10 protein-coding genes are annotated in these 26,968 nt (G+C 73.3%); all 10 read left to right on the forward strand.

The annotated features are described in order from the left end of the window. The first annotated feature begins 5 nt into the window (after nt 1-5). The 10 genes from metK (at nt 6) to JG540_RS05165 (ending at nt 26,965) form a co-directional block, all read left to right on the forward strand. Nucleotides 6-1,211 carry a methionine adenosyltransferase gene (gene metK / locus JG540_RS05120; RefSeq protein WP_200277823.1) on the forward strand — a complete coding sequence of 402 codons (1,206 nt, stop codon included), beginning with the start codon at nt 6-8 and terminating at the stop codon, nt 1,209-1,211. Between the two features lies 1 nt (nt 1,212). Then, the gene (locus tag JG540_RS05125) at nt 1,213-3,249 is read left to right on the forward strand and encodes a primosomal protein N' family DNA-binding protein (RefSeq protein WP_200277825.1); all 2,037 of its coding nucleotides are present in this window, start codon (nt 1,213-1,215) and stop codon (nt 3,247-3,249) included. Nucleotides 3,250-3,455: 206 nt separating this feature from the next. Beyond that, nucleotides 3,456-8,828, forward strand: a complete 5,373-nt coding sequence (locus JG540_RS05130; protein WP_200277827.1) for an endo-alpha-N-acetylgalactosaminidase family protein — start codon at nt 3,456-3,458, stop codon at nt 8,826-8,828. Between the two features lie 601 nt (nt 8,829-9,429). Further along, nucleotides 9,430-10,107, forward strand: coding sequence for an HAD family hydrolase (locus JG540_RS05135; protein WP_200277834.1), 678 nt, complete (start codon nt 9,430-9,432; stop codon nt 10,105-10,107). 4 nt (nt 10,108-10,111) lie between these two features. Beyond that, complete coding sequence (gene fmt, locus JG540_RS05140) at nt 10,112-11,074, forward strand: methionyl-tRNA formyltransferase (protein ID WP_200277836.1); 963 nt, start codon at nt 10,112-10,114, stop codon at nt 11,072-11,074. Next, nucleotides 11,074-12,699, forward strand: coding sequence for an RsmB/NOP family class I SAM-dependent RNA methyltransferase (locus JG540_RS05145; protein ID WP_200277838.1), 1,626 nt, complete (start codon nt 11,074-11,076; stop codon nt 12,697-12,699). Before fmt ends, JG540_RS05145 begins: the two co-directional genes overlap by 1 nt. 68 nt (nt 12,700-12,767) lie before the next feature. Continuing rightward, nucleotides 12,768-13,436, forward strand: a complete 669-nt coding sequence (gene rpe, locus JG540_RS05150; RefSeq protein ID WP_200277840.1) for a ribulose-phosphate 3-epimerase — start codon at nt 12,768-12,770, stop codon at nt 13,434-13,436. A gap of 463 nt (nt 13,437-13,899) precedes the next feature. Then, entirely contained in the window at nt 13,900-15,774 is a 1,875-nt protein-coding gene (locus tag JG540_RS05155; protein WP_200277841.1) for an ATP-binding protein, read from the forward strand. 79 nt (nt 15,775-15,853) lie between these two features. Then, nucleotides 15,854-17,422, forward strand: coding sequence for an acyl-CoA carboxylase subunit beta (locus JG540_RS05160; RefSeq protein ID WP_200278129.1), 1,569 nt, complete (start codon nt 15,854-15,856; stop codon nt 17,420-17,422). Between the two features lie 57 nt (nt 17,423-17,479). Further along, the gene (locus JG540_RS05165) at nt 17,480-26,965 is read left to right on the forward strand and encodes a type I polyketide synthase (protein ID WP_200277843.1); all 9,486 of its coding nucleotides are present in this window, start codon (nt 17,480-17,482) and stop codon (nt 26,963-26,965) included. Nucleotides 26,966-26,968: the final 3 nt, after the last annotated feature.

The following is a 26,968-nucleotide window of genomic DNA, read 5'->3' on the forward strand; positions in this document are numbered from 1 at the left end:
AGCACGTGACTTCCACACTGCGCCTCTTCACCTCCGAGTCCGTAACCGAGGGCCATCCGGACAAGGTCTGCGACCGTATCTCGGACGCCATCCTCGACGCCATCCTTGAGCAGGACCCTGCGGCCCGCGTGGCCGTGGAGACCATGGTCACCACCGGCCTGGTGCACGTGGCCGGGGAGGTGACCACCGAGCGCGCCTACGTGGAGATCCCGCAGATCGTGCGTGACGAGATCACCCGCATCGGCTACACCTCCTCCGAGGTCTGCTTTGACGGCCGCTCCTGCGGGGTGTCCGTGTCTATCGGCCAGCAGTCCCCGGACATCGCCGCCGGGGTGGACAAGGCGCTGGAGGCGCGCAGCGACGCCGGGCAGGTGGACGAGCTGGACCTGCAAGGGGCCGGGGACCAGGGCCTCATGTTCGGCTACGCCTGCACGGACACCGCCGAGCTGATGCCCCTGCCTATCCACCTGGCGCACCGGCTGGCGGAGCGCCTGACGGCGGTGCGCCGCCAGGGGATCGTGGAGGGCCTGCGCCCCGACGGCAAGACCCAGGTCACCATCGGCTACGACGGGGACCGGCCCGTGACCCTGGCCGGGCTGGTGGTCTCCACCCAGCACGACCCCGACCGCAGCCAGGCCTGGCTGCAGGACGCGATCGCCCAGGAGGTCGTGGCCCCCGTGCTGCAAGCCGCCGCCGAGTCAGGTGTGGAGCTGGACACCCGGGACACCGAGCTGCTGGTCAACCCCTCCGGCCAGTTCGTGATTGGCGGGCCGGCAGGTGACGCCGGGCTGACCGGACGCAAGATCATCGTGGACACCTACGGCGGGGTGGCCCGGCACGGGGGCGGGGCCTTCAGCGGCAAGGACCCCTCCAAGGTGGACCGCTCCGCCGCCTACGCCATGCGCTGGGTAGCCAAGAACGTGGTGGCCGCCGGGCTGGCGCAGCGCTGCGAGATCCAGGTGGCCTACGCCATCGGCGCGGCCCACCCCGTGGGGCTGTACCTGGAGACCTTCGGCACCCACACGGTGCCGGTGGAGCGGATCACCACCGCGGTGCAGGAGGTCTTCGACCTGCGTCCGGCCGCCATCATCCGCGACCTGGACCTGCTGCGTCCCGTCTACCGCGAGACCAGCGCCTACGGGCACTTTGGTCGCCCAGGCTTCACCTGGGAGGCCACTAACCGGGTGGACGCCCTGCGCGCCGTGATCTGAGATGGGCGCACCGGCCGGTGAGCAGGGGACGCTGCTCGCTGCTCCTGTGCCGGTGACCCGGCCGGTCCGCAGCGCGGAGGTCGCCCAGCCGGTGGCCCAGGTGCTGCTGGACACGCCGCTTCCCCAGCTGGACCGGCTCTTCGACTACCTGGTGCCCCCGGCCCTGGACGAGGCCGCCCAGGTCGGGACCCGGGTGGTGGTGCGCTTCGGCAGCCAGGAGGCGCACGGCTGGGTCTGGGGGCGCAGCCAGGAGACCACCCACCGCGGCAGGCTGGCCCCCCTCCGCCGGGTCGTGTCCGACCTGCCGGTGCTCACCGGCGCCACCCGCGCCCTGGTGGAGGCCGTGGCCCAGCGCAGCGCCGGGTCGCGGGCGGACGTGGTGCGCCTGGCCGTGCCCGCCCGCCACCGGGCCACCGAGCTGTCCGAGCGCGAGCGGGGGCCGGTGCGCCTGCCTGCCTGGGCGGCGCCCGGGGCCGGTGGCTGGGCGGACTACCAGGGTGGTCCCGGGCTGCTGGAGGAGCTGGCAGCCGGGGCCGCCCCCCGCTGCTGCTGGCACGTGCTGCCCCACGCCCCCTCCGGGGAGGGCTGGCTGGAGCTGGTAGCCCGGGCCGCCCGCGCCACCCTGGCCTCCGGCCGGGGTGTGCTGCTGGTGCTGGCCACCCACCAGCAGGCCGAGCACGCCGCCACGCAGCTGGAGCGGCTGCTGCCGGGGGAGCCGGTGGTCCACCTGACCGCCGAGGCTGGCCCCGCTGCCCGCTACCGGGCCTTCACCCGCCTGCTGCTCGGGCACGCCCGCGTCGCCGTCGGCACCCGGGGGGCGGCCTACGCGCCGGTGTCCCGCCTGGGGCTGGCCGTGGTGTGGGACGACGGCGACGACCGCCTGGACGAGCGGCGCGCTCCCTACACGCACGCCCGGCAGGTGCTGACCCTGCGGGCGGGGTTGGAGGACGCGGGCCTGCTGGTGGCGGGCTACACCACCTCCGTGGAGGCCCAGGCCCTGGTGGAGCGCGGCTGGGCCCGTGAGCTGCGCCCCGGGCGGCGCAGCGAGCTGGAGCACAGGCCCCGGGTGGAGGTCCCGGGCCCGCAGGAGTTGGAGGCGGAGGGTGCCTCCGGGGGTGCCCGGATCCCCTCCCTGGCCCACCGGCTGGTGCGCGCCGCCCTGGCGGAAGGGCCCGTGCTGGTCCAGGTGCCGCGGGGCGGCTACGTGCCGGTGGTCGCCTGCCAGTCCTGCCGCCAGGCGGCCCGCTGCAACACCTGTGGCGGACCCGTGTCCCTGCTGGGGGACGGCGCAGCGGCCTGCCGCTGGTGCTCCCGGCCGGTGGGCCGCTGGAGCTGCTCGCACTGCGGCGGCCGGAGCATGCGCATGGTGGGGGTGGGTACCGCCCGTACCGCGGAGGAGCTGGCCCGTGCCTTCCCGGGAGCCGCCGTGCTGGTCTCGGGCACCAAGGCCTCCCACGGGGTGGTGCGTGAGCTGGACGACCGCCCCCGCCTGGTGGTGGCCACCCCGGGGGCGGAGCCGGTGCCCCAGGGCGGCTACCGGGCGGTGCTGCTGCTGGACGGGGCGGTGCTCTCCTCCCGCCCCGAGCTGGGGGCGCAGGCGGAGGCCCTGCGCCGCTGGTCGAACGCGGCCGCACTGGCGGCGCCGGGCGCCCGGGTGCTGCTGCTGGGCCGCCCGGAACCGGACACCGCCCAGGCCCTGCTGCGCTGGGACCAGCCGGGATTCGCTCGGGCCCAGCTGCGGGAGCGCGACCAGCTGCACCTGCCCCCGGCCTGGCGCACCGCCCGGCTGGACGGCGAGCGGGCGGCGGTGGAGTCCGTGCTGGAGGAGGCCCGCCGGGCGGGCTTCGAGACGCTGGGTCCCTCCCTGATGACCCCGGGCAGCGCCCCCGGTACGGAGGGCCTGCGGCGGGCCCTGGTGCGTACCCCGGTGGAGCGGGGACGGGAGCTGGCCCAGGTGCTGCGTCAGACCACGGTGCGCCGGGCCCTGGAGCAGCTGCCTGCGGTGCGGGTGGAGATGGACCCCACGGTGCTGTGGTGACTGCCTGCGGGTGACGGCCGCAGCGGACCGTATCCGGGGCGGCCTCCAGGCTCCCGGGCCCTTGAGTATGTCGCCGAGACTCCACTAAAATGATTGATTTTGCGCGATTTATGCTTGTTTTAATTAGGTCTTGACAATCAGGGGTATCCAACCGATGATCGGCAGGACCAGGAGCGTCACTCCCCACATCAGGCAAAGGAGCCCCGATGCGACGTCTACCTTTCTCCCGCCCGCTGTCCCTGCTCGGGGCGCTGGCACTGACCATTCCCTTGGCCGCGACCGGAGCCGTGACGGCGGTGGCGGCCCCGGCTGAGGCCCTAACCGCCCCCGCCACGATCTCCGTGCCTGGCCTGACCGCCACGGTCGCGGCCGACTTCCCGCAGGTGATCGGCTACCAGCTGGCTGGCAAGCACCTGGGTGGCCGCACCGCCACCGTCCAGGAGGTGCTGATCGACGGCCGTCCCCAGGCAGTGCAGGGCGTCACCGCCCAGCGTGATGACGCCACCAAGGTCAGCTACCAGGTCTCCCTGGCGGGTGGCACCAGCTTCACGGCGGAGATCCTGGTGGACACGGTCGCCTCCCACGCCGAGGGCACCAGGAACGTCACCCGCCCCACGCTCACCTTCCGTGTCACCAGCCTCAGGGGCGGGCACACGATCGAGATCCCGGGCCACAGCCTGGTGTCGCTCTCCGCCAACGACGCCGGGGCCGCCTTCGCCGCAGCCACCACCGGCACCGCCCGGGGGGCCTCCGCCGAGGACCCCGAGGCCGGGGTCCAGGACACCTTCGGCACGATCACGGCTGCGACCCCGCTGGACGACCAGGCCGTAGGCTCGGCTTACCTGCTGCTCAGTACCGCGGAGGTGGCCGTGGGCCTGGAGACGAACGCCACCCCCGACCAGGCCGGACCAGGCACACAGTTCAACAACGGTCGCTGGTCCCGGCGGGTGGTGGCTGACGCCGCAGGCACCCCCACCCTGACCGCCAGCGCTGGTGAGTGGACCTACCGCTCTGCCGCCGCCACCGACGCCGTCGGGGACGAGGCCCGCCCCTACGCCACCCTCGTCTTCGCAGGCGACGCCAACTCCTCCGGCACGATCGACTGGCAGGACGCCGCCGTCGCCTACGCTGACGTCACTGAGCCGGTGCGTGGCGCGGAGGACAACTCCAACTGGGTGGTAACCCACATCCCCTTCAACTTCGCCTCCCAGGCCACCCACCCGTTCCTGCGCACCGCCGACGACGTCAAGCGCGTCAGCCTGGCCACAGACGGCCTGGGCCAGCGCGTCATGCTAAAGGGCTACGGCTCCGAGGGCCACGACTCCGCCCACCCGGACTACGCCTCCAACGTCAACAACCGGGCGGGCGGGGCCGCCGACCTGAAGACCCTTTTCGACGCGACCAGGGACGTCAACGCCGTCTACGGCATACACGTCAACACCACCGAGGCATACCCGGACGCCCAGAGCTTCAGCACCCTGGACCTTGCTGGCAACGCCGGGTGGGACTGGCTGGGCAAGTCCTACTACATCAACCAGCGGCAGGACCTGGGCAAGGGCAAGGTAACCAGTCGCTTCCAGGCGCTGCGCGACGAGTTCCCGCTGGCCAGCTACCCGGCCTTCCGCTGGATCTACATCGACGTCTACTACGGCTCCGGCTGGACCGCTGACCGTCTGGGCCAAGAGCTCAACAAGCAGGGCTGGGAGGTCGGCTCCGAGTGGTCCGACAAGTTCGAGCGCCACTCCGTGTGGTCCCACTGGGCCAATGACGAGAACTACGGTGGCGCCTCCCTCAAGGGCATGAACTCTGAGGTCATCCGCTTCATCGACAACGCCAACAAGGACACCTGGAACCCGGACGTCGCCCTGGGCTACCCGCAGGTCGTCGAGTTCGAGGGCTGGACCGGGCACCAGGACCAGCGGGCCTTCTACGCCAACGTCTGGGGCAACAACCTGCCCGCCAAGTTCATCCAGGCCTCCCGCCTGATGCGCCACGAGACCGAGGCGGCGGACGCGGCCACCAAGCACACCTGGACCACCGCCAACGGCACCGTGGCCACCGGCACCACCGCCGTCACCAACCGCTCCCACGGAAGCCAGGTGGCCGAGCAGATCCGCACCGACATGGCGGCCAGCCGCGAGATCAGCTACGACGGCGCCACCGTGCTGCGGGGGAGCACCTACCTGCTGCCCTGGACCGACAACGGCACCAAGGAAGGGGCCCCGCGCCTTTACCACTACAACCCGGCCGGGACGCAGACCACCTGGCAGCTGACCCGTGCCTTCGCCTCCCAGGGCTCCCTGACCCTCTACCGGCTCACCGACCAGGGCAAGGTGAAGGTCGCTGACCTGCCGGTCACCGAGGGCGCGGTCACGATCCCCGCCAGCGCCTTCGCGGAGGTCCCGGCCACGGACCTGGCCTCCACCGCCTTCGTGCTCTACCCGGCCACCACCCCCGCCACCGCCGTGGACCCCCAGTGGGGCGCGGGCACCGTCTTCACCGACCCAGGCTTCAACGCGGGCAACCTCCAGGCCTACACCACCACCGGCACGGTCAGCGCCGTCAAGGACGCCCACAACGACCCGGTGGCCCAGATCGGCGCCGGTGCGGGCTCCCTGGCCCAGGGATTTACCCTGGAGCCGGGCACCTACGAGGGCTCCACCTGGGTGGAGATCGGGGGCGGCCGGGCCCAGCGGGAGGTCAGCGTGTCCGTCTCCGGAAAGGGCCTCGGCCCAGCAGGCTCCCAGACCGGCCAGGACACTTCCGCCGCCACGGCGGAGCAGCCGGTGACCGTGGCCTTTGAGGACTTCGAGCACGTCCCCCAGGGCTGGGGGCCCTTCGTCAAGGGCGACGCCGGTGGCTCCACCGACCCGCGCACCGTGCTGGCTCCCCTGAACAGCCCCTACACCCAGAAGGGCTGGACGGCGCCCAACGGCCGGGTCAAGGCCACCGACGACGTCATCGGCGGCCACTGGTCGCTGAAGTCCCACTCGGAGAACGCCGGGCTGGTCTACCGCACCGTGCCGCAGACCATGGACCTCAAGGCCGGGCACCGCTACCGCGTGTCCTTCGACTACGAGAACGCCAAGGCCGGCGTCTACCAGTGGGTGACCGCCTACGACGTCCTGGGCCAGGACGGCGCCACCGCCGTCACCCTGGACACCACCGACCTGCCCGAGGCCACCGTCCCCACCCGCTTCAGCGAGGAGCTGGTGGCAGGCGGCTGCGGCAGCTACTGGGTGGGGCTGCGCAGCGTGCGCGGCGGGGTGGACGCCGCCGACCTCACCCTGGACAACTTCCGGGTGGAGGACCTGGGTGCCAGCCCGCAGGTCCCGGGCTGTGCCGCAGCTGCCGTGAGCCTGCGTGGGTCCCTGCAGGAAGGCAGCACCGGCCAGGTGGTCACCACGGTCACCAACTCTGAGCCCACGGCTGTCACGGACGTGACCTCGCAGCTGGTGGTGCCCCAGGGCTGGCGCGCCACCCCACGGGGCGCGGCCTCCGCCGCCCGTGTCGGTACCGGAGAGACCTTCTCGGTGACCTGGGACGTGGCGGTCCCCCAGGGGGCCGGAGGCAGGACCTTCACCCTGGGCCACCAGGCCACCTACAGCGTGGACGGCACGCCCCGCACCACCAGCGCTACCACCAAGGCATCCGTGCTGGGCGGGGTCAACCCTAACGGCGTCACCTTCCTGTCCGACCTGCCGGTAAACCCCGCCTTCAACCGCAACGGCTGGGGCCCGGTGGAACGGGACCTGGGCAACGGTGAGCAGGAGCAGGGAGACGGTCCGGCCCTACGCGTCGACGGGGTGGCCTACCCCAAAGGCCTGGGGGCGCACGCCCGCTCTGACGTGGGCTTCGACCTGGGAGGACAGTGCCACACCTTTGCCGCCACCGTCGGCGTGGACGACGCCCAGACCGCCAAGGGCACGGTGACCTTCGAGGTCAAGGGCACACGTGACGGCAGCAGCTGGGAGACCGTGGTGCCGCAGACCGAGGTGCTCCGGCACGACTCCCCGGGACTGGAGCTCACCGGAGACGTCACCGGTATGCGCACCATCCGCCTTATCGTGGGCGACGGTGGTGACGGCAACGGCAACGACCACGGAGACTGGGGCGCTGCCCGGGTGGCCTGCGGCACCGGTGCCATAGACCAGGGTGGTCCCGACGGACCGGCGCCCGGGGCCGAGCTGCAGCCCTACACCGGTGCGCTACAGGTCGTGGAGGCACCTGCCGCCTACAGCGGCAACCCGGCGTCCAACATGCTGGACAAGGACCCGGACACCTTCTACGACAAGGACTGGATCAACCTGCTTCCCCACCCCTCCACGGTGCTGCTGGGGCTCTATGAGGGAACCGACGTGACCGCCGTGGCCCCCACCCAGGTCTCGGGCCTGTCCGTGACCGGGCGCGCCGGGCAGGCAAACGGGCGGATCGAGGGCTACAAGGTCTACGTCGGCCAGGACGCCGCCAACGTAAACAACCTGGTGGCGGAGGGGACACTGTCCAACACCAGCAAGGAGCAGCGGATCGTGTTCTCCCACCCGGTGGAGGCAAAGCTGGTGCGGCTGGAGGTGACCTCCTCCTTCAAGACCAAGTCCGACCAGCCTGACGGCCTGCTGGCGATCGCCGAGATCAACGCCTTGACCGGCGAGATCACCAGCCCTGCTCCCGCAGGCCCGGACCAGCCTGGCTCCCCGGAGGGACCTGCTACGGCTGACCCGGCTGCGGTTACGGTCAGCACCGACGCCGGCGGGGTGATCGGCCAGCGGTACCTGGAGGTGGTCACGGCAGCCTCCCAGGCCCGGCCCAGCGGCACCGTCAGCACGGTGCTGGGCACCAGCCTGGCCCGCAACTGGGTGGCCGCCGACCAGAAGCACGACAGCTTCTTCCAGCGGGTGCCGGTGCGCTTCACCGTGACCGGTAAGGCCACCGAGGTCACCTTCACGGTGGCGGCCGGTGAGGGCAGCGCGCCGGTGCTGGTGGACGACCTGCGCCTGGTGCGGGTGGACCGGGCGGCTGAGAACGACCTGCTGGGCGTGGACTGCGCTGCCACGCCCACGCCGCAGCCGTGCAGCTCGGTGACGGCCAACAGCCGGGTGGGCCTGAGCACCCCGGCCCGGGCCGCAGTGACCCCACCCAGCCCCTCCCCGACGCCTGCCCCCTCCGAGCCCGGTCCCCGCCCCGACCCGCAGGGTCCGAAGCCTGCCTACGTGGCGGCGGTGGAGGCTGCTGGTCCCGGCAAGGGCCGGCTGCTGGCCGGTGACTGGGACGGCGACGGCACACTGACCTGGGCGGTGCGCGTGGGCAGCCGGGTGGTGTTCTACAACCAGAACCAGGTGGACGCTCCCGTCTACGCCTCCATCTCCCTGGGCCGGAGCACGGACGAGGTGCTGGTGGGCGACTGGAACGGGAACGGTTACGAGACCCTGGCGCTGCGCCGCGGCACCACGGTGCTGACGCAGGACCGCCTGACCAGCACAGCCACCACGCGGGTGGCGGTGCCGGGGATCACCCGCAGCTCCCAGCTGGTGGTCAAGCGGGAGCAAGGCAAGCCGGACGTGATCGAGCTGGCCAAGTGACCCGCTGAGCTCCCCGCCCGCCGGGCCCGGTACCCCCTCCTGTGCGGGGAGTGCCGGGCCCGGCGGCGTCTTTGGCCAGGAGGGCGGGGCCCTGCGACCAGTCTCGGTGGTCCAGGACCAGGAAGATGAGGGCTGCGGGGGGGGGAGAGAGAGAGAGACGAGCGCGCCTACGCCGTCGGCAGGCCGGGCCGTGGCAGCTAGTTCGGGTGCTGGTTGGGGGTGTAGAGGGTGTCATCTGGGTGAGATGGCGTGTGGCCGGGGTGTGGGGTGACTTGGGCGCGGTGGTGTGTGCTTGTGAGAGGTGCCTGGAGCATGGCCGTGAGCCGGTGAGGGTGCGGGGCGCGTCGTAGGCGTGGTGGGCCTGTTGGTGGTGCACGTGGATCTCACGGTAGGCGGTGTGCCTACCACCCCCCGACTTGTGCATTTCGGCGCGAGTGGTGCGGTTTTCCGGCACCACTCGCGCCGAAATGCACAAGTGGAGGCGAGGGAGGTCCAGGTGGCTACGGCGACGGCAACGGTGTCGCCGGTCCGGGCCTGCCTGCCACACCTTCTGGTCCCGCAGTCCTGGGTGGGGGCGGACCTAGGGCGCTAGGGTCGGCCCATGAGCAGTGCCAGTACCCACCCCGGTCAGCCGGTCCAGGCCGTCGTCTTCGACTACGGCAACGTCATGATCACCTGGGACCCCGTAGGTGCCGTATCCGGCCGGGTGCCCCTGGAGGAGTGGGACGCCTTTGCCCAGGGGGCGGGCTTCCACGAGCTGAACCTGCGCTCTGACGCCGGGGAGGACTTTGAGACGATCGTGGCGGACCTGGCCGCCGCCCACCCCGAGCACCCGCAGTGGCCCGGGATACTGCGGACCTACCGGGCGAACTTCCCGCACTCGATCACCGGTCACGTGCCCGGCACGCTCGCCCTGGTCCGCGAGCTGCTGGAGGCCGGGGTGCCCCTGTACCTGCTGTCCAACTTCGACGTCGAGCCCTTCGAGTACGCCCGCAGGCTCGTGCCCGAGCTGGACCGCTTCCAGGGGCTGGTGGTCTCTGGCCGGGAGCACATGGTCAAGCCCGACCACCGCCTCTACCGGATCGCCCTGGAGCGCTACCACCTGGACCCCGCCACCACCTTGTTCATTGACGACTCGCCCCAGAACGTGGAGGCCGCCCGGGCCGTGGGTATGCAGGCACTGCAGTTCACGGGGGCAGGCAGGCTGCGGGCCGAGCTGACCGAGCTGGGCCTGCTGACGGGACCGGCCCAGCAGCCCCCGATCACGCCCGTAGACTGAGCCCATGCGAGTCCTTTTCGCCGGAACACCCGAGGTCGCTCTGCCCGTCCTGCAAGCCCTCATGCAGGAGCAGTCCCATGAGGTCGTCGGTGTGCTTACCCGGGCTGACGCCCGCCGTGGGCGCGGGCACAGCCTCCAGCCCTCACCGGTGGCTGCCGTGGCCCGGGAGGCCGGGCTGGAGGTGCGCACCCCCAGGACATTGCGGGACCCGGAGGTCCAGGAATGGGTGCGCTCCCTGGACGCGGACGTGGCCGTCGTCGTGGCCTACGGGCGGCTGGTGCCCCCGGAGCTGCTGGACGTGCCCCGCCACGGCTGGCTCAACCTCCACTTCTCCCTGCTGCCCGCCTGGCGGGGGGCCGCCCCGGTGCAGTGGGCGGTGATCAACGGGGACCAGGTCACTGGAGCCTGCGTGTTCCGCCTGGAGGCGGGACTGGACACCGGCCCCGTCTACGCCCGCCTGAGCCGTCCCATCGGCGCCCGGCAGACCGCCGGGGAGCTGCTGGCAGAGCTCTCCCAGGAGGGCGTGCAGCTGGTCACCAGCACCTTGAGCGCCCTGGAGACCGGGCAGGCAGCCCCCCAGGAGCAGGACCACTCCCAGGCCACCACCGCCCCGACCCTCTCCAGCCAGGACGGTGAGATCCGCTGGAGCGACCCGGCCGTGGCCATTGACCGGCGCATCCGGGGGGTCACCCCCGCCCCCGGGGCCCACACCACCTACGCCGCCACCCGCCTGCGCCTGGGGCCGGTGACCCTGGCGCCTGAGACCACGGACCTGACGCCCGGCCAGGTGCGCGCCACCAAGCGGGAGGTACTGGTGGGCACCGGCTCCCACGCCGTGCGCCTGGGGCGGGTGGCGCCCGCAGGCAAGCAGTGGATGGACGCCGCCGCCTGGGCCCGCGGCGCCCAGGGCCTCTCCGCCACCGTGCTAGGTACCACAGGCAGCAGCCACGACGGCGGGGCCGCCTGATGGCCGCCGCAGCCGGGCGAGGCGGAGGCCACCACGCAGGCCGGGGCGGGGGACGCCCCCACGGGAACAGCCCCAAAGCCAAAGGCAACCGTGGTGGGAGCGAGCCACGTCGTCGTCCCCAGGGGGACCAGGCGGGGGCCCAGCGTCGCGGCCAGGGGCGGGAGAAGGGCGCGCACGGCTCCGGTGGCCGCCAGCGCCCGGCCCGCTCCGGCCCCGGCCCGCGCTTCACCGACCAGGCCCGCCTGTGCGCCTACGAGGCCGTCACCGCGGTGCGGGAGGACGGCGCCTACGCCAACCTGGCACTGCCCCCGCTGGTGGAGGCCCACCGGCTGGACCAGCGTGACGCCGCCTTCGCCACCGCCCTGACTTACGGCACCCTGCGCCTGCAGGGCCGCTACGACGCGGTTATCGCCCAGTGCGTGGACCGGCCCCTGCAACAGGTGGACCCCCGGGTCCTGGACCTGCTGCGCCTGGGCACCCACCAGCTGCTGTCCATGCGGGTGCCCAGCCACGCCGCCGTCAGCGCCACAGTGGACCTGAGCAGGCTGGTGGTGGGCAGAGGCGCGGCCACCTTTGTCAACGCGGTCCTGCGGCGTGTGAGCCAGCAGGACGCCCAGGTCTGGCTGGACCGGCTGGGACAGGAGGACGACCCTCTCAGTGCCCTAGCCACCCGTGGTTCCCACCCGCTGTGGGTGGTGCAGGCCCTGCGCCAGGCCCTGATCGACAACGGCCGCGACCCGGCAGAGCTGGAGGCCCTGCTGGAGGCGGACAACGCTGAGCCCCAGGTCACACTCTGCGCCCGTCCCGGCCTGGTCACGCCGCAGGCCCTGGCCAAGGAGGTCCTCAGGACCACTGGTCTGCGGCCCCGGGCCGGGGACCTGAGCCCCTACGCCCTGGTGCTGGAAGGCGGGGACCCGGGCCGGATCGCCTCCGTGCGGCGGTCGCGAGCCGGGGTGGAGGACGAGGGCAGCCAGCTGGTGGCCCTGCTCCTGTCCGAGACCCCCCTGCAGGGCCGTGACGAGCGCTGGCTGGACATGTGTGCCGGCCCAGGCGGCAAGGCCGCCCTGCTGGGGGCGCGCGCGGAGCAGCGCGGCGCGCACCTGGTGGCCAGTGAGGTCGCCCCGCACCGGGCTGACCTGGTGGACGACTCCGTACGGGCCCTGTCAGAGCAGGCCGTGGAGGTGCGCTGCGCGGACGGCCGCAGCTACGGTACCCAGGAGCCCGGCGCCTACGACCGGGTGCTGGTGGACGCCCCTTGCTCGGGGCTGGGCTCGCTCAGGCGGCGCCCCGAGTCCCGCTGGCGGCGCAGCCCCCAGGACGTCGTCGAGCTGGCCGGGCTGCAGCGCGAGCTGCTGGTCTCCGCCCTCAAGGCCGTGCGCAAGGGTGGCCTGGTGGCCTACGTGACCTGCTCGCCCCACGTGCTGGAGACCCGCCTGGTGGTGGAGGACGTGACCCGCGCCCTGGAGCGGGAGGGCCTGGGGACCGAGCTGCTGCACGCCGGGGACGCCGCCACCCGCGTGGCCCCCCGCCCCCCGGCCGGGGCCGACCGCCAGCTGCTGCAGCTGTGGCCCCACCTGGACGGCACCGACGCCATGTTCTGCGCACTGCTGCGCCGTACCCGCTGAGGGGTGCCTGCCTGCTCCCCAGACCCGCTAAGGACTCCGCCACCGCAACCGCCACCGTCAGGAGCACCATGAGCCACCCAGCCAGCATCACCCCCTCCATCCTCAACTGCGACGTCGCCCACCTGGCCACCGAGCTGGAGCGGATCGCCAACGCCGACGGCGTGCACGTGGACGTGATGGACAACCACTTCGTGCCCAACCTGTCCTGGGGCCTGCCGGTGGCTGAGGCAGTGGTCCGCTCCACCCGCCTGCCGGTGGACGCCCACCTGATGATCGAGGCCGCCGACCGCTGGGCCCCCGCCTACGCGGAGGCCGGCTGCCAGGTGGTCACCCCGCACGTGGAGGCTACCCAGGCCCCGGTGCGCCTGGCGCGCGAGCTCCACCGGCTCGGGGCCCAGGCGGGCCTGGCGCTGCGCCCCGCCACGCCCCTGGAGGCGGTGGAGTCCGTGCTCGGTGAGCTTGACCTGCTGCTCGTAATGACCGTGGAGCCGGGATTCGGCGGCCAGCAGTTCATTGAGGCGATGCTGCCCAAGATCAAGCGGGCTCGTAATCTCATCAGCGAGCAGAACCTGTCGGTGCGGCTACAGGTCGACGGCGGCGTGTCCCGCCAGACCATTGAGCGGGCCGCCGAGGCCGGGGCAGACACCTTCGTGGCCGGCTCTGCCGTCTACCGCGCTGACGACGCCCTGGCCGAGGTCCAGGCCCTGCGTGAGCTGGCCTCCGCCCACCAGCACTGAGCCCCAGATCGCTACCCGCCTCCGGACTGCTGACAGCACAGCCGTCAGGCCCTGTCCCGGAGGGAATCACCCGGCCCAGGTCCCGCCCAGTTTGTATGACATCCACAAATTGGGTGGGGTTGACTTTCTTGATGCTCCGACTTTGACGGAATGGTGCCACTTTCTGCTGCGACAGGTCCCGATTTCAATCAGGTAGCAAGACTTTGTCATGAATTCACAAGCTGTCTCCGGCTACTGCTCCTAATAGCGTGGTTCTGCAGCCGGCGCCCTGACCATGCTTTGTATGAACACGGGTGCCGCAGGGCAGGCCGGTCTGGGCCGACCTGCCTGGTGAGGCCTTGCGGGGCCACCGGAACTGGTAGGTGCTCCAGCCAGCGTCTAGTGCATAACCACAACACGGACTGCTGGTGTGAGAACAGACAGGGACGGTTCCCGCCCCCCATCTGACCTGAGGAGCACACCGTTGACCACCCGCAAGCTCAACCGGATCCTCATCGCGAACCGTGGTGAGATCGCCCTGCGTGTCCTGCGCACCGTCCGGGACCTAGGAGCCACCTCGATCCTGCCCTACACCCCGGAGGACCTCCTCAGCCCCGCCGCCGAGCTGGCCGACGAGGCCTACGCCCTCCCGGAAGGCTCCACCTACACCGACGCCGCCGCCCTGCTCGCGCTCGCCCAGGCCCAGGGCGTGGACGCCATACACCCCGGATACGGCTTCCTGGCGGAGGACCCCGCCTTCGCCCGGGCGGTCATCGCCGCCGGGATCACCTGGGTAGGGCCCTCGCCGGTGGCCATGGAGGCCCTGGGGGACAAGCTCTCCGCCCGGGCCACGGCCGAGCGGGCCGGCGTCGCCCCCGTCCCCGGCATCACCAGCCCTGTCACCAGCCCCCAGACCGTCATCGACTTCGCGGCCCTGCACGGCTACCCGGTGGTGCTCAAGCGCACCGACGGCGGGGGCGGGCGGGGTATCACCGTGCTGCACAGCGACGACGAGGCCCGCAGCACCCCGGCCTTCGACTCCGCCCAGGCCGGAGGCGCCACCCTGGTGCTGGAGAAGCTCGTGACCGCCGCCCGGCACGTGGAGACCCAGTGCGCCCGTGACGGCGCGGGCGCCTTCGCCGTCGTCTCCACCCGGGACTGCACCCTGCAGCGCCGCAACCAGAAGCTCCTGGAGGAGGCACCTGCCCCCTTCCTGCCCGCCGGCGTCCACGAGCGCCTGGTGGAGGCCTCCCGCAGCCTGCTGGAGACGGTGGGCTACGTGGGGGTGGCCACCTGCGAGTTCCTGCTGACGCCCGCCGGGGAGCTGTGGTTCCTGGAGGTCAACCCCCGCCTGCAGGTGGAGCACTGCGTCTCCGAGGAGGTCACCGGCACCGACCTGGTGGAGACCCAGCTGCGTATCGCCGCAGGCGGCCCCCTGGGGGAGGTGCCCGCCCCGCGCGGCCACTCCATAGAGCTGCGCATCACCTGCGAGGACCCCTTTAGGGGGATGGCCCCCGCCACCGGCGCCATCACGCGCCTGCGCTGGCCCGCCGGGCCCGGCATCCGGATAGAGTCCGGCGTCAGCGAGGGGGACGAGGTCACCCCCCTGTTCGACCCGCTGCTCGCCAAGATCGTGGTTACCGGCAGCAGCCGGGAGCAGGCCCTGTCCCGCTGCCGCCGTGCCCTGGCCGAGACCGTGGTGGAGGGCGTCACCGTCTGCACCCCCCTGCACGAGCACGTCCTGACCCGGCCTGAGCTGACCGGGGTGGACGCCCAGGGCGGGCTAGGGGTTACCACCCGCTGGATCGAGGAGGAGGTGCTGCCCGTGCTCGCCGCCCCCGCGGCGGAGGGCGAGGTACCCGGCCTGGGCACCGTACCCACCCCGCCGCTGCCCCAGAGCGGCCCCGGCCAGCGCACCCGCTCCACCTACGTGATCGAGCTCAACGGTCGGCGCCTGTCCCTGACCCTGCCCGACGGCATCCTCGGCGGCCCGGGCGCCCGCCACAACGTGGGCGCCCGCCCGCACCGGGCCCCCCAGCCCCTGCGCGGCCGTGCCTCCCGCCTGCCCCGGGGGACGGCTGAGGCCGCGGGGGCGGCCGGGGCCACCGGCGACGCCGACGGCACGATCGTGGCCCCCATGCAGGCGATCGTCACCCGTATCAGCACCTCGGAAGGCTCCCGGGTCCGCCAGGGCGACCTGCTGGTGGTCCTGGAGTCCATGAAGATGGAGAACTACGTCCACGCCCCCCACGACGGCCAGGTCACCGCCGTCCCGGTGACCGCAGGGCAGACCGTAGGCGCCGGAGACCCCCTGGTGACCCTCGCCCCCCAGTCCGAGACCAGCCAGCAGGAGGCCTGAGACCATGACCAGCACCGCCACCCCCACGCCCGGCGCGGCCCCGCAGCCCGCCCGAGCCACCCAGGGAGCAGGTACCACCATGGCGGGGTCGGTACAGACCCGCGCCTTCCGGGAGCGGGTGGAGCAGGTGGGCCGTGCCTGCGAGGAGCAGGCGGCCGCGCGCCAGCACGCCAAGGGCAAGCAGACCGCCCGCGAGCGCATCGACATGCTCCTGGACGACTCCACCTTCCTGGAGATCGGCCGCTACACGGGCTCCGGGGCGGGGGAGCAGGCCCGTCCCTCCGGCGTGGTCACCGGATTCGGGCAGATCGACGGACGACAGGTGGCCGTGTACTCCCAGGACTTCTCCGTCTCCGGCGGGGCCCTGGGGGAGGTGGAGGGGGACAAGATCGTCCGCCTGCTGGACGACGCCCTGCGCCTGCGTATCCCGGTGATCGGCCTGATCGACTCGGGGGGCGCCAAGATCCAGGAGGGAGTGGGTGCGCTGCGCCAGTACGGGCGTATCTTCAACCGCACCTGCGCCGCCTCAGGGCTGGTGCCCCAGATCAGCGTGATCCTGGGCCCCTGCGCGGGCGGCGCCGTCTACAGCCCCGCCCTGACGGACTTCGTGATCGCCACCCGGGAGGCCTCCCACATGTTCGTCACCGGGCCGGACGTGGTGCGGGCCGTCACCGGTGAGCGCATCAGCGCCGAGGACCTGGGCGGCGCGGACATCCACGGCTCGGTGTCCGGGGTGGTGCACTACGTGGCCGCCGACGAGGAGGACGCCCTGGCCCAGGTGCGCACCCTGCTGGCCTACCTGCCCTCCTGCGTCCAGCAGGAGGCCCCCAGCTACGCCTACGACGATGCTGACCGGGTGGCCGACGAGCGCAGCGCCGCCGGGGTGGGGGACCTGGTGCCCGCCTCCCCGCGCCAGCCCTACGACGTCGTGCAGGTGGTCTCCGCGCTGGTGGACCACGGTGAGCTGGTGCAGGTGCAGGAGGACTTCGCCGCCAACGTGGTGGTGGGCTTCGCCTGCCTGGAAGGGCGCCCCGTGGGGGTGGCCGCCAACCAGCCCCTGGTGGACGCCGGGACGCTGGACGTGGACGCCTCCGAGAAGCTGGCGCGCTTTGTGCGCTTCTGTGACGCCTTCGGCCTGCCGGTGGTCACCTTCGTGGACGTGCCCGGGTACCGTCCTGGGGCCGAGCAGGAGCACGCGGGCATCATCCGCCGCGGTGCGAAGGTGATCAACGCCTACGCCACCGCCACCGTTCCCCTGGTGACCGTGGTGCTGCGCAAGGCCTACGGCGGGGCGTACATCGTGATGGGCTCCAAGGCGATCGGGGCGGACCTGAACTTCTGCTGGCCCGGGGCGCAGATCGCGGTCCTGGGTGCCCAGGGGGCGGTCAGCATCATCCACCGCCGCGACCTGGCCCAGGTGCGTCAGGAGCAGGGCGAGGAGGCGGCGGCCGTGGAGCAGGAGCGCCTGGTCCGGCAGTACGAGGAGTCGGTCATCAACCCGGACAAGGCCGTGGCCATCGGGGAGATCGACGCCGTGATCGCCCCGGAGGAGACCCGCCAGGTTCTCGTCGACTCACTGGCAGCCCTGTCAGCCAAGCGTGGCGGCGTTCCCGCTCCCGGCAAGAAGCACGACAACGTGCCCCTGTAGACGGCCTAGAGGCCCCTGAGACCAGTAGCTACCACGCAATCCCACACGGAGACGTATATGACTAGCAAGACCGCCCCCCGCCCGATCGCCACACGCCTGACCAGCGGTGAGCCCTATGTGCTCGCCTTCAGAGGGCAAGCCAGTCCCTGGCGCGAGACCCTGCAGGAGCTGGTCGCCTCCGACCGGTCCCTGGCGGGACACCTGGTGCAGGTAGACAAGCAGGTAGCGGCGGTCCTCGCCCCGGTGGCCACCGAGCTGCTGACCATCACCCCCCGAGGATCCCGGATGCTTGACGACCTCGCGGCGCCGGTCAGTCCCGTGCCGTCAGCCAGACGGCAGGCCGACGGCACGGACGTGTCCGTGCCCGGCATCCTCCTGGCCCAGCACGCGGTGCTGGCCAGCCTGGAGGGGCTGGGCCTGGGGCCCAGCAGGCACGCCCCCGCCGCGGTGGTGGGACACTCCCAGGGGGTGCTGGCCGTGGCCCTGCTGGAGGCCCTGGGACAGGCAGGGGCGGAGCCGGAGGGAGATGAGCCGGCCCCTGCCGTGGTGCAGGTGCACGCCCTGGCCCGCCTGATCGGGGCGGCCGCCGCCCGCACCACCGCCCGCGGTGGCCTGGCCGCGGTCGGCGCGGCCACCCCGATGCTCTCCGTGCGGGGTGTCACCCGCCCGGTCCTGGACCGGGTGCTGGCGGAGCTGCCCGCCGCCGCCCGCGTGAGCGTAGGCGTGGCCAACGGGCGCACCGCGCACGTACTGTCCGGCCGCCCCGCCGACCTGGAGACCGTGGTCCGGGCGCTGGAGCGGGCGGCGGAGCGCAGCACCCAGGCCCGCAAGGAACGGCGTCGTGGCGGCTCCGTGCTGGCCCCGGTGACCGAGTACCTGCCCGTGTCCGTCCCCTTCCACAGCAGCCTGCTGAGCCAGGCCGTCACGGACGTGGTCGGCTGGGCCGGGCGCTGCGGCCTGGACACCAGCCTGGCCCAGGACCTGGCGGCCGCCGTCCTGATCGACCCTGTGGACTGGCCCGCCACCGTCCTGCACGCGCTGGAGGCTCCCGGCCAGCCCCGCCTGGTGGTGGACCTGGGCCCCGGCACGGTCCTGAGCCGCCTGACCGAGGCCGCCCTGGCCGGAACCGGGGCCACCGTGGTTCCCGCCGGGACCGCCGCGGCCCTGGACGACCTGCTGCGCCAGGGGGCCGCCCCGGAACCGACCGTGGACCGTAGCCGTTTCGCCCCTCGCCTGACCCGCCTGCCGGACGGCCGCCTCAGCCTGGACACGGCCTTCACCCGCCTGACCGGCCGCTCCGCCGTACTGCTGGCCGGCATGACCCCCACCACCGTGGACCCGGAGATCGTGGCGGCCGCCGCCAACGCCGGGTACTGGGCCGAGCTGGCCGGAGGCGGCCAGGTCACCCCGGGCGTGCTCGCCCAGAACCTGCAGGGCCTGCAGCGGCTCCTGGAGCCGGGCCGCACCGCTGCCTTCAACGCCATGTTCATGGACCGCTACCTGTGGAACCTGCACCTGGGCACCCAGCGCCTGCTGTCCAAGGCCCGCGGCTCGGGGGCCCCGGTGGACGGCGTGGTCGTCTCCGCCGGCGTCCCCGAGCTGGAGGAGGCCGTCGGGCTGCTGCGGCGCCTGCAGGCGGAGGGCTTCCCCTACGTGGCCTTCAAACCCGGCACGGTGGACCAGATCCGCCAGGTGCTGGCCATCGCCCAGGCGGTGCCGGACTCCCCGGTCATCATGCAGGTGGAGGACGGCCACGCCGGTGGCCACCACTCCTGGGAGGACCTGGACACCATGCTGCTGGCCACCTACGACGCCGTGCGCCAGTGCGAGAACGTGGTGCTGGTGGTCGGCGGCGGCATCGGCACCCCGGAGCGGGCCGCCGACTACCTCACGGGCCGCTGGGCCCTGGCCCACGGCGCCCTGGCCGCCCCCGTTGACGGCGTCATGGTGGGCACCGCCGCCATGACCGCCCTGGAGGCCCGGACCAACGAGGACGTCAAGCAGCTGCTGGTGGACACCCCTGGCACCGACCCGGACCGGGAGGGGGGCTGGGTGGCCTCCGGCGCCTCCGTGGGCGGCATGACCTCCGGCCTGTCCCACCTGCGCGCCGACCTGTACGAGATCGACAACTCCTCCGCCCGCGCCTCCCGCCTGATACAGGAGCTCGCCGGTGACGAGGACGCCATGCGCGCCCGCCGCCAGGAGATGATCGCCGCCCTGGCTAAGACCGCCAAGCCGTACTTCGGTGACGTGGAGAAGATGACCTACCTGGCCTGGGCCACCCGCTACGCCGGGCTGTGCGTGGCCCCGCACCAGGGGCGCCCCGCCACCGCGGACGACTGGGCCGACGAGGGCTGGTACGACCGCTTCCTGGACCTGCTGCACCGCGTGGAGGCCCGCCTGGCCGCCGTCGACACCGGCGAGATCCCCACCCTGTTCCCCGACCACGCCGCCGTCATCGACGCGGACGCCGCCCTGGCCGCCCTGGAGCAGGCCTACCCGCAGGCCGCCACCGTGCTGGTGGAGCCCGCCGACGCCGCCTGGTTCGTGGACCTGTGCCGCAAGCACCCCAAGCCGGTGCCCTTCGTGCCCGTGGTGGACGCCGACATCCTGCGCTGGTGGGGCACCGACTCCCTGTGGCAGTCCCAGGACCCGCGCTACAGCGCCGACCAGGTGCGGATCATCCCCGGACCCGTCTCCGTGGCCGGTATCACCACCGTCAACGAGCCGGTGGGACAGCTGCTGGGCCGCTTTGAGGCTGCCGCCGTGGAGGCCCTGCAGGCCGCAGGCGCCCCGGAGACCCCTGCCGCCAGCCGCCTGGGCTGCCAGGTGGCCGCAGGCAGCCGCCCCGTGGCCGACGCCGAGGAGCTGGTGCGCTGCGCCCCCCACGTGCTGTGGAACGGGCACCTGACCACCAACCCGGCCCGCGTCCTGGATCCGGGTGCCTACACGGTCACGCCCCGCCCCGACGTCGCCCCGGACGCCTACGACCTGGACATCCACCTGGACACCCACTGGGACCACACCCCCGGCGGGGAGCAGGTCCACGCGGTACGCCGCCTGGTGGTGCCGCTGCGCCTGCAGCGCGCCAGCGACGGCGCCGTGCCGGTGGTGGACCCCGGGCGGGTGCCCCAGACCATGAACGAGCTGCTGCGCACCACCGCCGGCGTGGGGGCCGTGTCCATCACCGGGGACCTGGTCTCCCGGCTGCCGCAGGTGGTGCCCGCCCGGCCCGGGGCCCGTGACGCCCGTGGGCGGGAGGCCAGCCAGCCCTTCGGCACGGTGCACGCCCGCTTCACCCTGGCCAGCACCCTGGGCGCCGACCACGCGGCGGTCACCGCCGACGCCCTGCCCACCAGCCTCAGCGCCGCGCCCCTGGTGCCGGACGCGCTGCTGGGCCCCTGCTGGCCCGTGGTCTACGCCGCCCTGGGCAGTGTGGTGGAGGACGGCATGCCCCTGATCGAGGGGCTGCTGGGGGCCGTGCACCTGGACCACACCATCGACCTGCGCCGTCCCCTGGCACAGCTGGTCCAGTGGGCCGGGCCCCAGGCCCAGGTGCAGGTGGACGGCTGGGTGTCCGCCCTGGAGGAGTCCAGCGCCGGACGGGTGGTGGACGTGCGCCTGGAGCTCACGGACGCCGCCACCGGCGAGCTGGTGGCCCTGATGCGTGAGCGCTTCGCGATCCGGGGACGCGCCCAGGGCACGGCAGTGCCCTCCGCCCCCGAGCTGGCGGGCGGGACCGGCCGGGAGACCGTCCCCGCCGCCCGTCGTCTGCTGCGGCGCGTGCGGGTCAGCGCCCCGGCGGACATGACGGCCTTCGCCCGGGTCACCGGTGACTTCAACCCGATCCACACCAGCTACCACGCCGCCAAGGTCGCGGGCATGCAGGCCCCCCTGGTGCACGGCATGTGGCTGTCGGCCACCGCCCAGCAGGTGGCTGCCTCAGCTGCCGCCGACGGCGGGGCCGGGGCGGTCCTGGCTGGGTGGACCTACACCATGCACGGCACCGTGGAGCTGCTGGACGAGGTGGAGGTCTCCGTGGAGCGCACCGCACTGGTGCGCGGCGGCGGGCAGCTGATCGAGGTGACCTGCCGGGTGGACGGCGAGGTGGTATCCCGGGGAACCGCCGTCACCGAGAGCGAGCCCACCGCCTACCTCTACCCGGGCCAGGGCATCCAGGCCCAGGGCATGGGGCTGGACGAGATGAACGTGTCCAGGGCCGCCCGGGAGGTGTGGGAGCGGGCCGACGCCCACACCCGCGCTGAGCTGGGCTTCTCCGTGATCGCCCTGGTGCGCGACAACCCCACGGAGATGACCGCCCGGGGAGTGACCTACCGCCACCCGGAGGGCCTGCTGAACCTGACCCAGTTCACCCAGGTGGCCCTGGCCACCGTGGCCCTGGCCACCACCGCCCGCCTGGCTGAGGCCGGGGCGCTGGTGGAGGGGGCGGCCTTCGCCGGGCACTCCCTGGGCGAGTACACCGCCCTGTCCGCCTACGGGCGGGTCATGCCGGTGGAGACGACCCTGTCCATCGTCTTCCAGCGCGGCTCGACCATGCACACCCTGGTGGAGCGTGACGAGCAGGGGGCCTCCCGCTACCGCATGGGCGCCCTGCGCCCCAACCAGGCGGGGGTCAGCGCCGAGCAGGTGGAGGGCTACGTGGCCGAGGTCTCCCAGCGCACCGGCGAGTTCCTGCAGATCGTCAACCACAACCTGGCCGGGGTGCAGTACGCCGTGGCCGGGACCGTGGAGGGGCTGGAGGCCCTGGCCGCAGACGCCCGCGCCCGCGCCCAGGCCCGGGGCGGCAAGAACCCCTTCATGTACGTGCCCGGCATAGACGTGCCCTTCCACTCCGAGGTGCTGCGTCCCGGCGTGCCGGAGTTCCGGGAGCGCCTGCTGTCCCTGGTGCCCCAGGACCTGGACCACGAGCGGCTGGTAGGCAGCTACGTGCCCAACCTGGTGGCCCGGCCCTTCGCACTGAGCCGTGACTTCGCCGAGGCGGTCCTGGAGGTGGTGCCCTCAGAGCCCGTGCGGGAGCTGCTGGCCGACTGGGACGGCTGGGCCAGCCGCCCCACGGAGCTGGCCCGGGTGCTGCTGGTGGAGCTGCTGGCCTGGCAGTTCGCCTCCCCGGTGCGCTGGATCGAGACCCAGGACGTGCTTCTCCGGGAGCCCGCTGAGGGCGGCCTGGGCATCCGGCACGTGGTGGAGGTGGGCCTGGCGGCCTCCCCGACCCTGGCCAACCTGGCCAGCCAGACCCTGGCCCTGCCCGCCCACGCCGGACGGCAGGTGGTGGTGCGTAACGCCCGCCGGGACGAGGCCCGCGTGCTGGCCACCGACACCGACCCCGCCGTCGAGGAGCCTGCGGAGGAGCCGGTGGCTCAGGGCCCCTCCGCCACGCCGGAGCCGGAGGCCACCCAGGAGGCGGCCTCTGCGTCTGCATCTGCCCCCGAGCCGGTGGCCGACAGTGCTGCCGAGGTGCCTGAGGTACCTGCGGCACAAGCAGCACCGGCTGGTCCAGCCGCAGCCAGCGGCCCGGTGGAGGACATCGTCTACGGGGCCACCGACGCCCTGACCTTCCTGCTGGCGCACTCCGCCCGCATCCGCCCCGAGCAGATCGGTGCCACCGACACCACCGAGACCCTCACCAACGGCGTCTCCTCCCGGCGTAACCAGCTGCTCATGGACCTGGGCACCGAGCTGCAGCTGGCCAGCATCGACGGCGCCGCCGACGCCGACATGACCGCCCTGGCGGCCACGGTCGCCAAGGGGGCCCCCGGCTACAAGCCCTTCGGCCCGGTGCTCACCGAGGTCGTGCGCACCGGCCTGGGCCGCCTCCTGGGCCCCTCCGGGGTGCGCGCCAACCGCGTGGCTGAGCGGGTCAAGGGCACCTGGGGACTGGGGGAGGGCTGGGTCTCCCACGTGACCGCCGCCCTGGTGCTGGGCACCCGTGAGGGCTCCTCCATGCGCGGTGAGGACCTGGCCTCCCTGGGCTCCTCCGCGCCCGCCACCAGCGCCGCCGCCGTGGACGCGCTGATCGACGCCGCCGTCCAGGCCACCGCCTCCGCCCGGGGCGTGGCCGTCGCCCAGGCCAGCGCCGCAGGCGGGGGCGGGGGAGGTGTGGTGGACTCCGCCGCGCTGGACGCCTTCGCGGCCTCCGTCACCGGGGAGAGCGGCGTGCTGGCCCGCACCGCCCGTACCATGCTGGCGGCCCTGGGGCTGAGCGCGCCCGCCCACCTGGACGCGCAGGCCGGGGACGAGGCCGCCACCACCCAGGCGCTGGTCGCCGCGGTGGACGCCGAGCTGGGCAGCGGCTGGCTGGCCTCCGTGACCCCCGCCTTCGACCCGGAGCGGGCCGTGCTGATCGACGACCGCTGGGCCAGCGCCAGGGAGGACCTGGCCCGCCTGGGCAACGGCGAGACCAGCCTGGAGCAGGCCCGCGCCGGGCTGGAACCGGCCCGCTTCACCGGCCTGGGCCAGGCGGTGGCCGACCAGGCCGCCTGGTGGGCGCAGCAGCTGCGGTCCAGCCGCCTGGCCGACGCCACCGAGCGCGCCGAGCTGGCGCAGGCCATCAGCCAGGCCGCCAGGCGGGAGCCTGCCGCCGGGGAGCCCAGCACCCGCTGGGCGCAGGAGGTCGCCGTGGTCACCGGAGTGGCACCGGGGTCGATCGCCGCCGCCGTAACCGGCGAGCTGCTGGCGGGCGGGGCCACCGTCGTGGCCACCAGCTCCCGGCTGAGCCACGAGCGCCTGGCCTTCGCCACCAGCCTGTACCGGCAGCACGCCAGCGCCGGGGCACGCCTGTGGATCCTGCCCGCCAACCTGGCCTCCTACCGGGACGTGGACGCCCTGGCCGACTGGATCGGCCACGACCAGGTGGTCACCGCCGGAGGCGTCTCCACCCTGGTCAAGGAGGCCCTGGTACCCACGCTGCTGTTCCCCTTCGCGGCGCCGCGCGTCTCGGGCAGCCTGGCGGACGCCGGGCCGGCAGCCGAGTCGCAGACCCGTCTGCTGCTGTGGAGCGTGGAGCGCAGCATCGCCGCCCTCAGCGCGATCGGCACGGACACGCACGTGGACCACCGCCTGCACGTCGTGCTGCCGGGCTCGCCCAACCGGGGCGTGTTCGGCGGGGACGGCGCCTATGGTGAGGTAAAGGCCGCCCTGGACGCCGTCGTGAACCGCTGGCACGCGGAGAAGGCCTGGGCCCAGCGCGTCACCCTGGCCCACCCGCGTATCGGCTGGGTGCGCGGCACTGGGCTGATGGGCGGCAACGACCCGCTGGTGGCGGCCGTGGAGGCCGCCGGGGTGCGCACCTGGTCCACCCAGGAGATCGCTGGCGAGCTGCTGGCGCTGTGCAGCCCGCAGGCCCGCGCCCAGGCGACCGTTACGCCCCTGCTGGCGGACCTGACCGGCGGGCTGGGCGACGGCGTCGACCTGGTGTCCCTGCGCGAGGAGGCCCTGGCCTCCGCCGCCGCAGAAGCCCCCGAGCAGGCGGAGCCGGCCCCCACCATCAAGGCCCTGCCCACGCCCGCCGTGCCCACCCAGCCCACCGCCCCGCACTGGGGCGAGGTGCGTGCCCGGCTGGAGGACATGGTGGTGGTGGTCTCCACCGGTGAGGTCTCCACCTGGGGCTCGGGCCGCACCCGACGGGAGGCCGAGCTGGGCATGAGTGGCGGCGAGGCCGTCGCCCTGACCGCCGCCGGAACCCTGGAGCTGGCCTGGGCCATGGGCCTGCTCACCTGGTACGACAGCCCCCAGGCAGGCTGGTACGACACCGACGGCGAGCTGGTGGAGGAGTCGCAGATCGCTGAGCGCTACGCAGACGAGGTCGCGGCCCGCTGCGGTATCCGCGAGTTCGTGGACGACGGCGTGATCGCCCCGGTCGCTGAGGAGGAGGTGCCCGTGTACCTGGAGCGGGACATCACCTTCACGGTGGCTGACGAGGCCCTGGCCCGTTCCCTGGAGGAGGCCGACCCGGAGCGCACGCGCGTGGCCCCCGAGGTGGTAGACGGCAGCCCCACCGGGGAGTGGCAGGTCACCCGCCTGGCGGGCTCCCTGGTGCGGGTGCCGCGGCGCGCCGCCCTGTCCCGCACCGTGGGCGGGCAGCTGCCGCAGGACTTTGACCCGGCCCGCTGGGGTATCCCCGCCTCCATGGTGGAGGGCATGGACAACCTGGCGGCCTGGAACCTGGTGACCGCGGTGGACGCCTTCCTGTCCGCGGGATTCAGCCCGGCCGAGCTGCTGCGGGCCGTGCACCCCAGCGACGTGGCCTGCACGCAGGGCACGGGCTTCGGGGGCATGGAGTCCATGCGCAAGATGTTCGTGGGGCGCCTGCTCGGTGAGGAGCGGCCCAGCGACATCCTGCAGGAGGCGCTGCCCAACGTGGTGGCCGCCCACGTCATGCAGTCCTTTATCGGCGGCTACGGCGCCATGGTGCAGCCGGTCTCGGCCTGCGCCACCGCCGCGGTCTCGATCGAGGAGGGCTGGGACAAGATCGCGCTGGGCAAGGCCGACGTGGTCGTGGCCGGGGCTATCGACGACATCTCGATCGAGTCGGTGGTGGGCTTCGGTGACATGAACGCCACCGCCGAGGCGGCCGCCATGTACCGCCAGGGCATCTCGGCCCGCCACTTCTCCCGGGCCAACGACCGCCGTCGCGGGGGCTTCGTGGAGGCGGAGGGCGGCGGCACGGTGGTGCTGGCGCGGGCCACCGTGGCCGCCGAGCTGGGCCTGCCGGTGGCGGGCGTGCTGGGCTTCGTGTCCTCCTACTCTGACGGCGCGCACACGTCCATCCCGGCCCCCGGCCTGGGGGCCCTGGGGGCGGGGCGTGGGGGGCGCGGCTCCCGCCTGGCGCGGGCGCTGGCAGACCTGGGAGTGGAGGCCGACGACGTGGCCGTGGTCTCCAAGCACGACACCTCCACCAAGGCCAACGACCCCAACGAGTCTGAGCTGCACACCCGCCTGGCGCGGGCGCTGGGGCGCACCGAGGGCAACCCGCTGGTGGCGGTCTCCCAGAAGACCGTCACGGGGCACGCCAAGGGTGGTGCCGCCGTGTTCCAGGTGGCCGGGCTGACCGAGATCCTGGCCACCGGCGTGGTGCCGGGCAACGCCAGCCTGGACGTGGTGGACGCGCCCCTGGCCAAGGACGCCTTCTGGGTCTGGCCGCGCACGCCGATGCGCCTGGCGGGCCGGGGCGGCGAGGGCGGTCGGGTGCCCGGGGCCGGGCCGGTGCGCGCGGGGCTGCTCACGAGCCTGGGCTTCGGGCACGTGTCGGGGCTGATCGCCCTGGTGCACCCGGGGGCCTTTGAGGCGGCACTGCGCCAGGAGGGCGGGCCGGAGGCGGTAAGCCGCTGGCTGGAGAGCGCGAACGCCCGCCTGGCTGCCGGTACCCGCCGTCGCCGGGCCGCGATGATCGGCCGGGAGGTGTTCTTCGAGCCGGTGCAGGCGCGCCGTCTGGGGGAGGCCACGGAGGTCCGCGACCCGCACGAGGTGGAGGCGGCGATGCTGCTCGACCCGGCCGCCCGCCTGGGCGCCGACGGCACCTTCTGACCG

The sequence above is a fragment of the Actinomyces weissii genome, from assembly GCF_016598775.1.
GTDB classification, from domain to species: Bacteria; Actinomycetota; Actinomycetes; order Actinomycetales; family Actinomycetaceae; genus Actinomyces; species Actinomyces weissii.

Coding starts and splice junctions, on each gene's coding strand:
- JG540_RS05125 (WP_200277825.1), top strand. CDS start 1,213: ATGGGCGCACCGGCCGGTGAGCAGGGGACGCTGCTCGCTGCTCCTGTG.
- JG540_RS05130 (WP_200277827.1), top strand. CDS start 3,456: ATGCGACGTCTACCTTTCTCCCGCCCGCTGTCCCTGCTCGGGGCGCTG.
- JG540_RS05135 (WP_200277834.1), top strand. CDS start 9,430: ATGAGCAGTGCCAGTACCCACCCCGGTCAGCCGGTCCAGGCCGTCGTC.
- fmt (WP_200277836.1), top strand. CDS start 10,112: ATGCGAGTCCTTTTCGCCGGAACACCCGAGGTCGCTCTGCCCGTCCTG.
- JG540_RS05145 (WP_200277838.1), top strand. CDS start 11,074: ATGGCCGCCGCAGCCGGGCGAGGCGGAGGCCACCACGCAGGCCGGGGC.
- rpe (WP_200277840.1), top strand. CDS start 12,768: ATGAGCCACCCAGCCAGCATCACCCCCTCCATCCTCAACTGCGACGTC.
- JG540_RS05160 (WP_200278129.1), top strand. CDS start 15,854: ATGGCGGGGTCGGTACAGACCCGCGCCTTCCGGGAGCGGGTGGAGCAG.
- JG540_RS05165 (WP_200277843.1), top strand. CDS start 17,480: ATGACTAGCAAGACCGCCCCCCGCCCGATCGCCACACGCCTGACCAGC.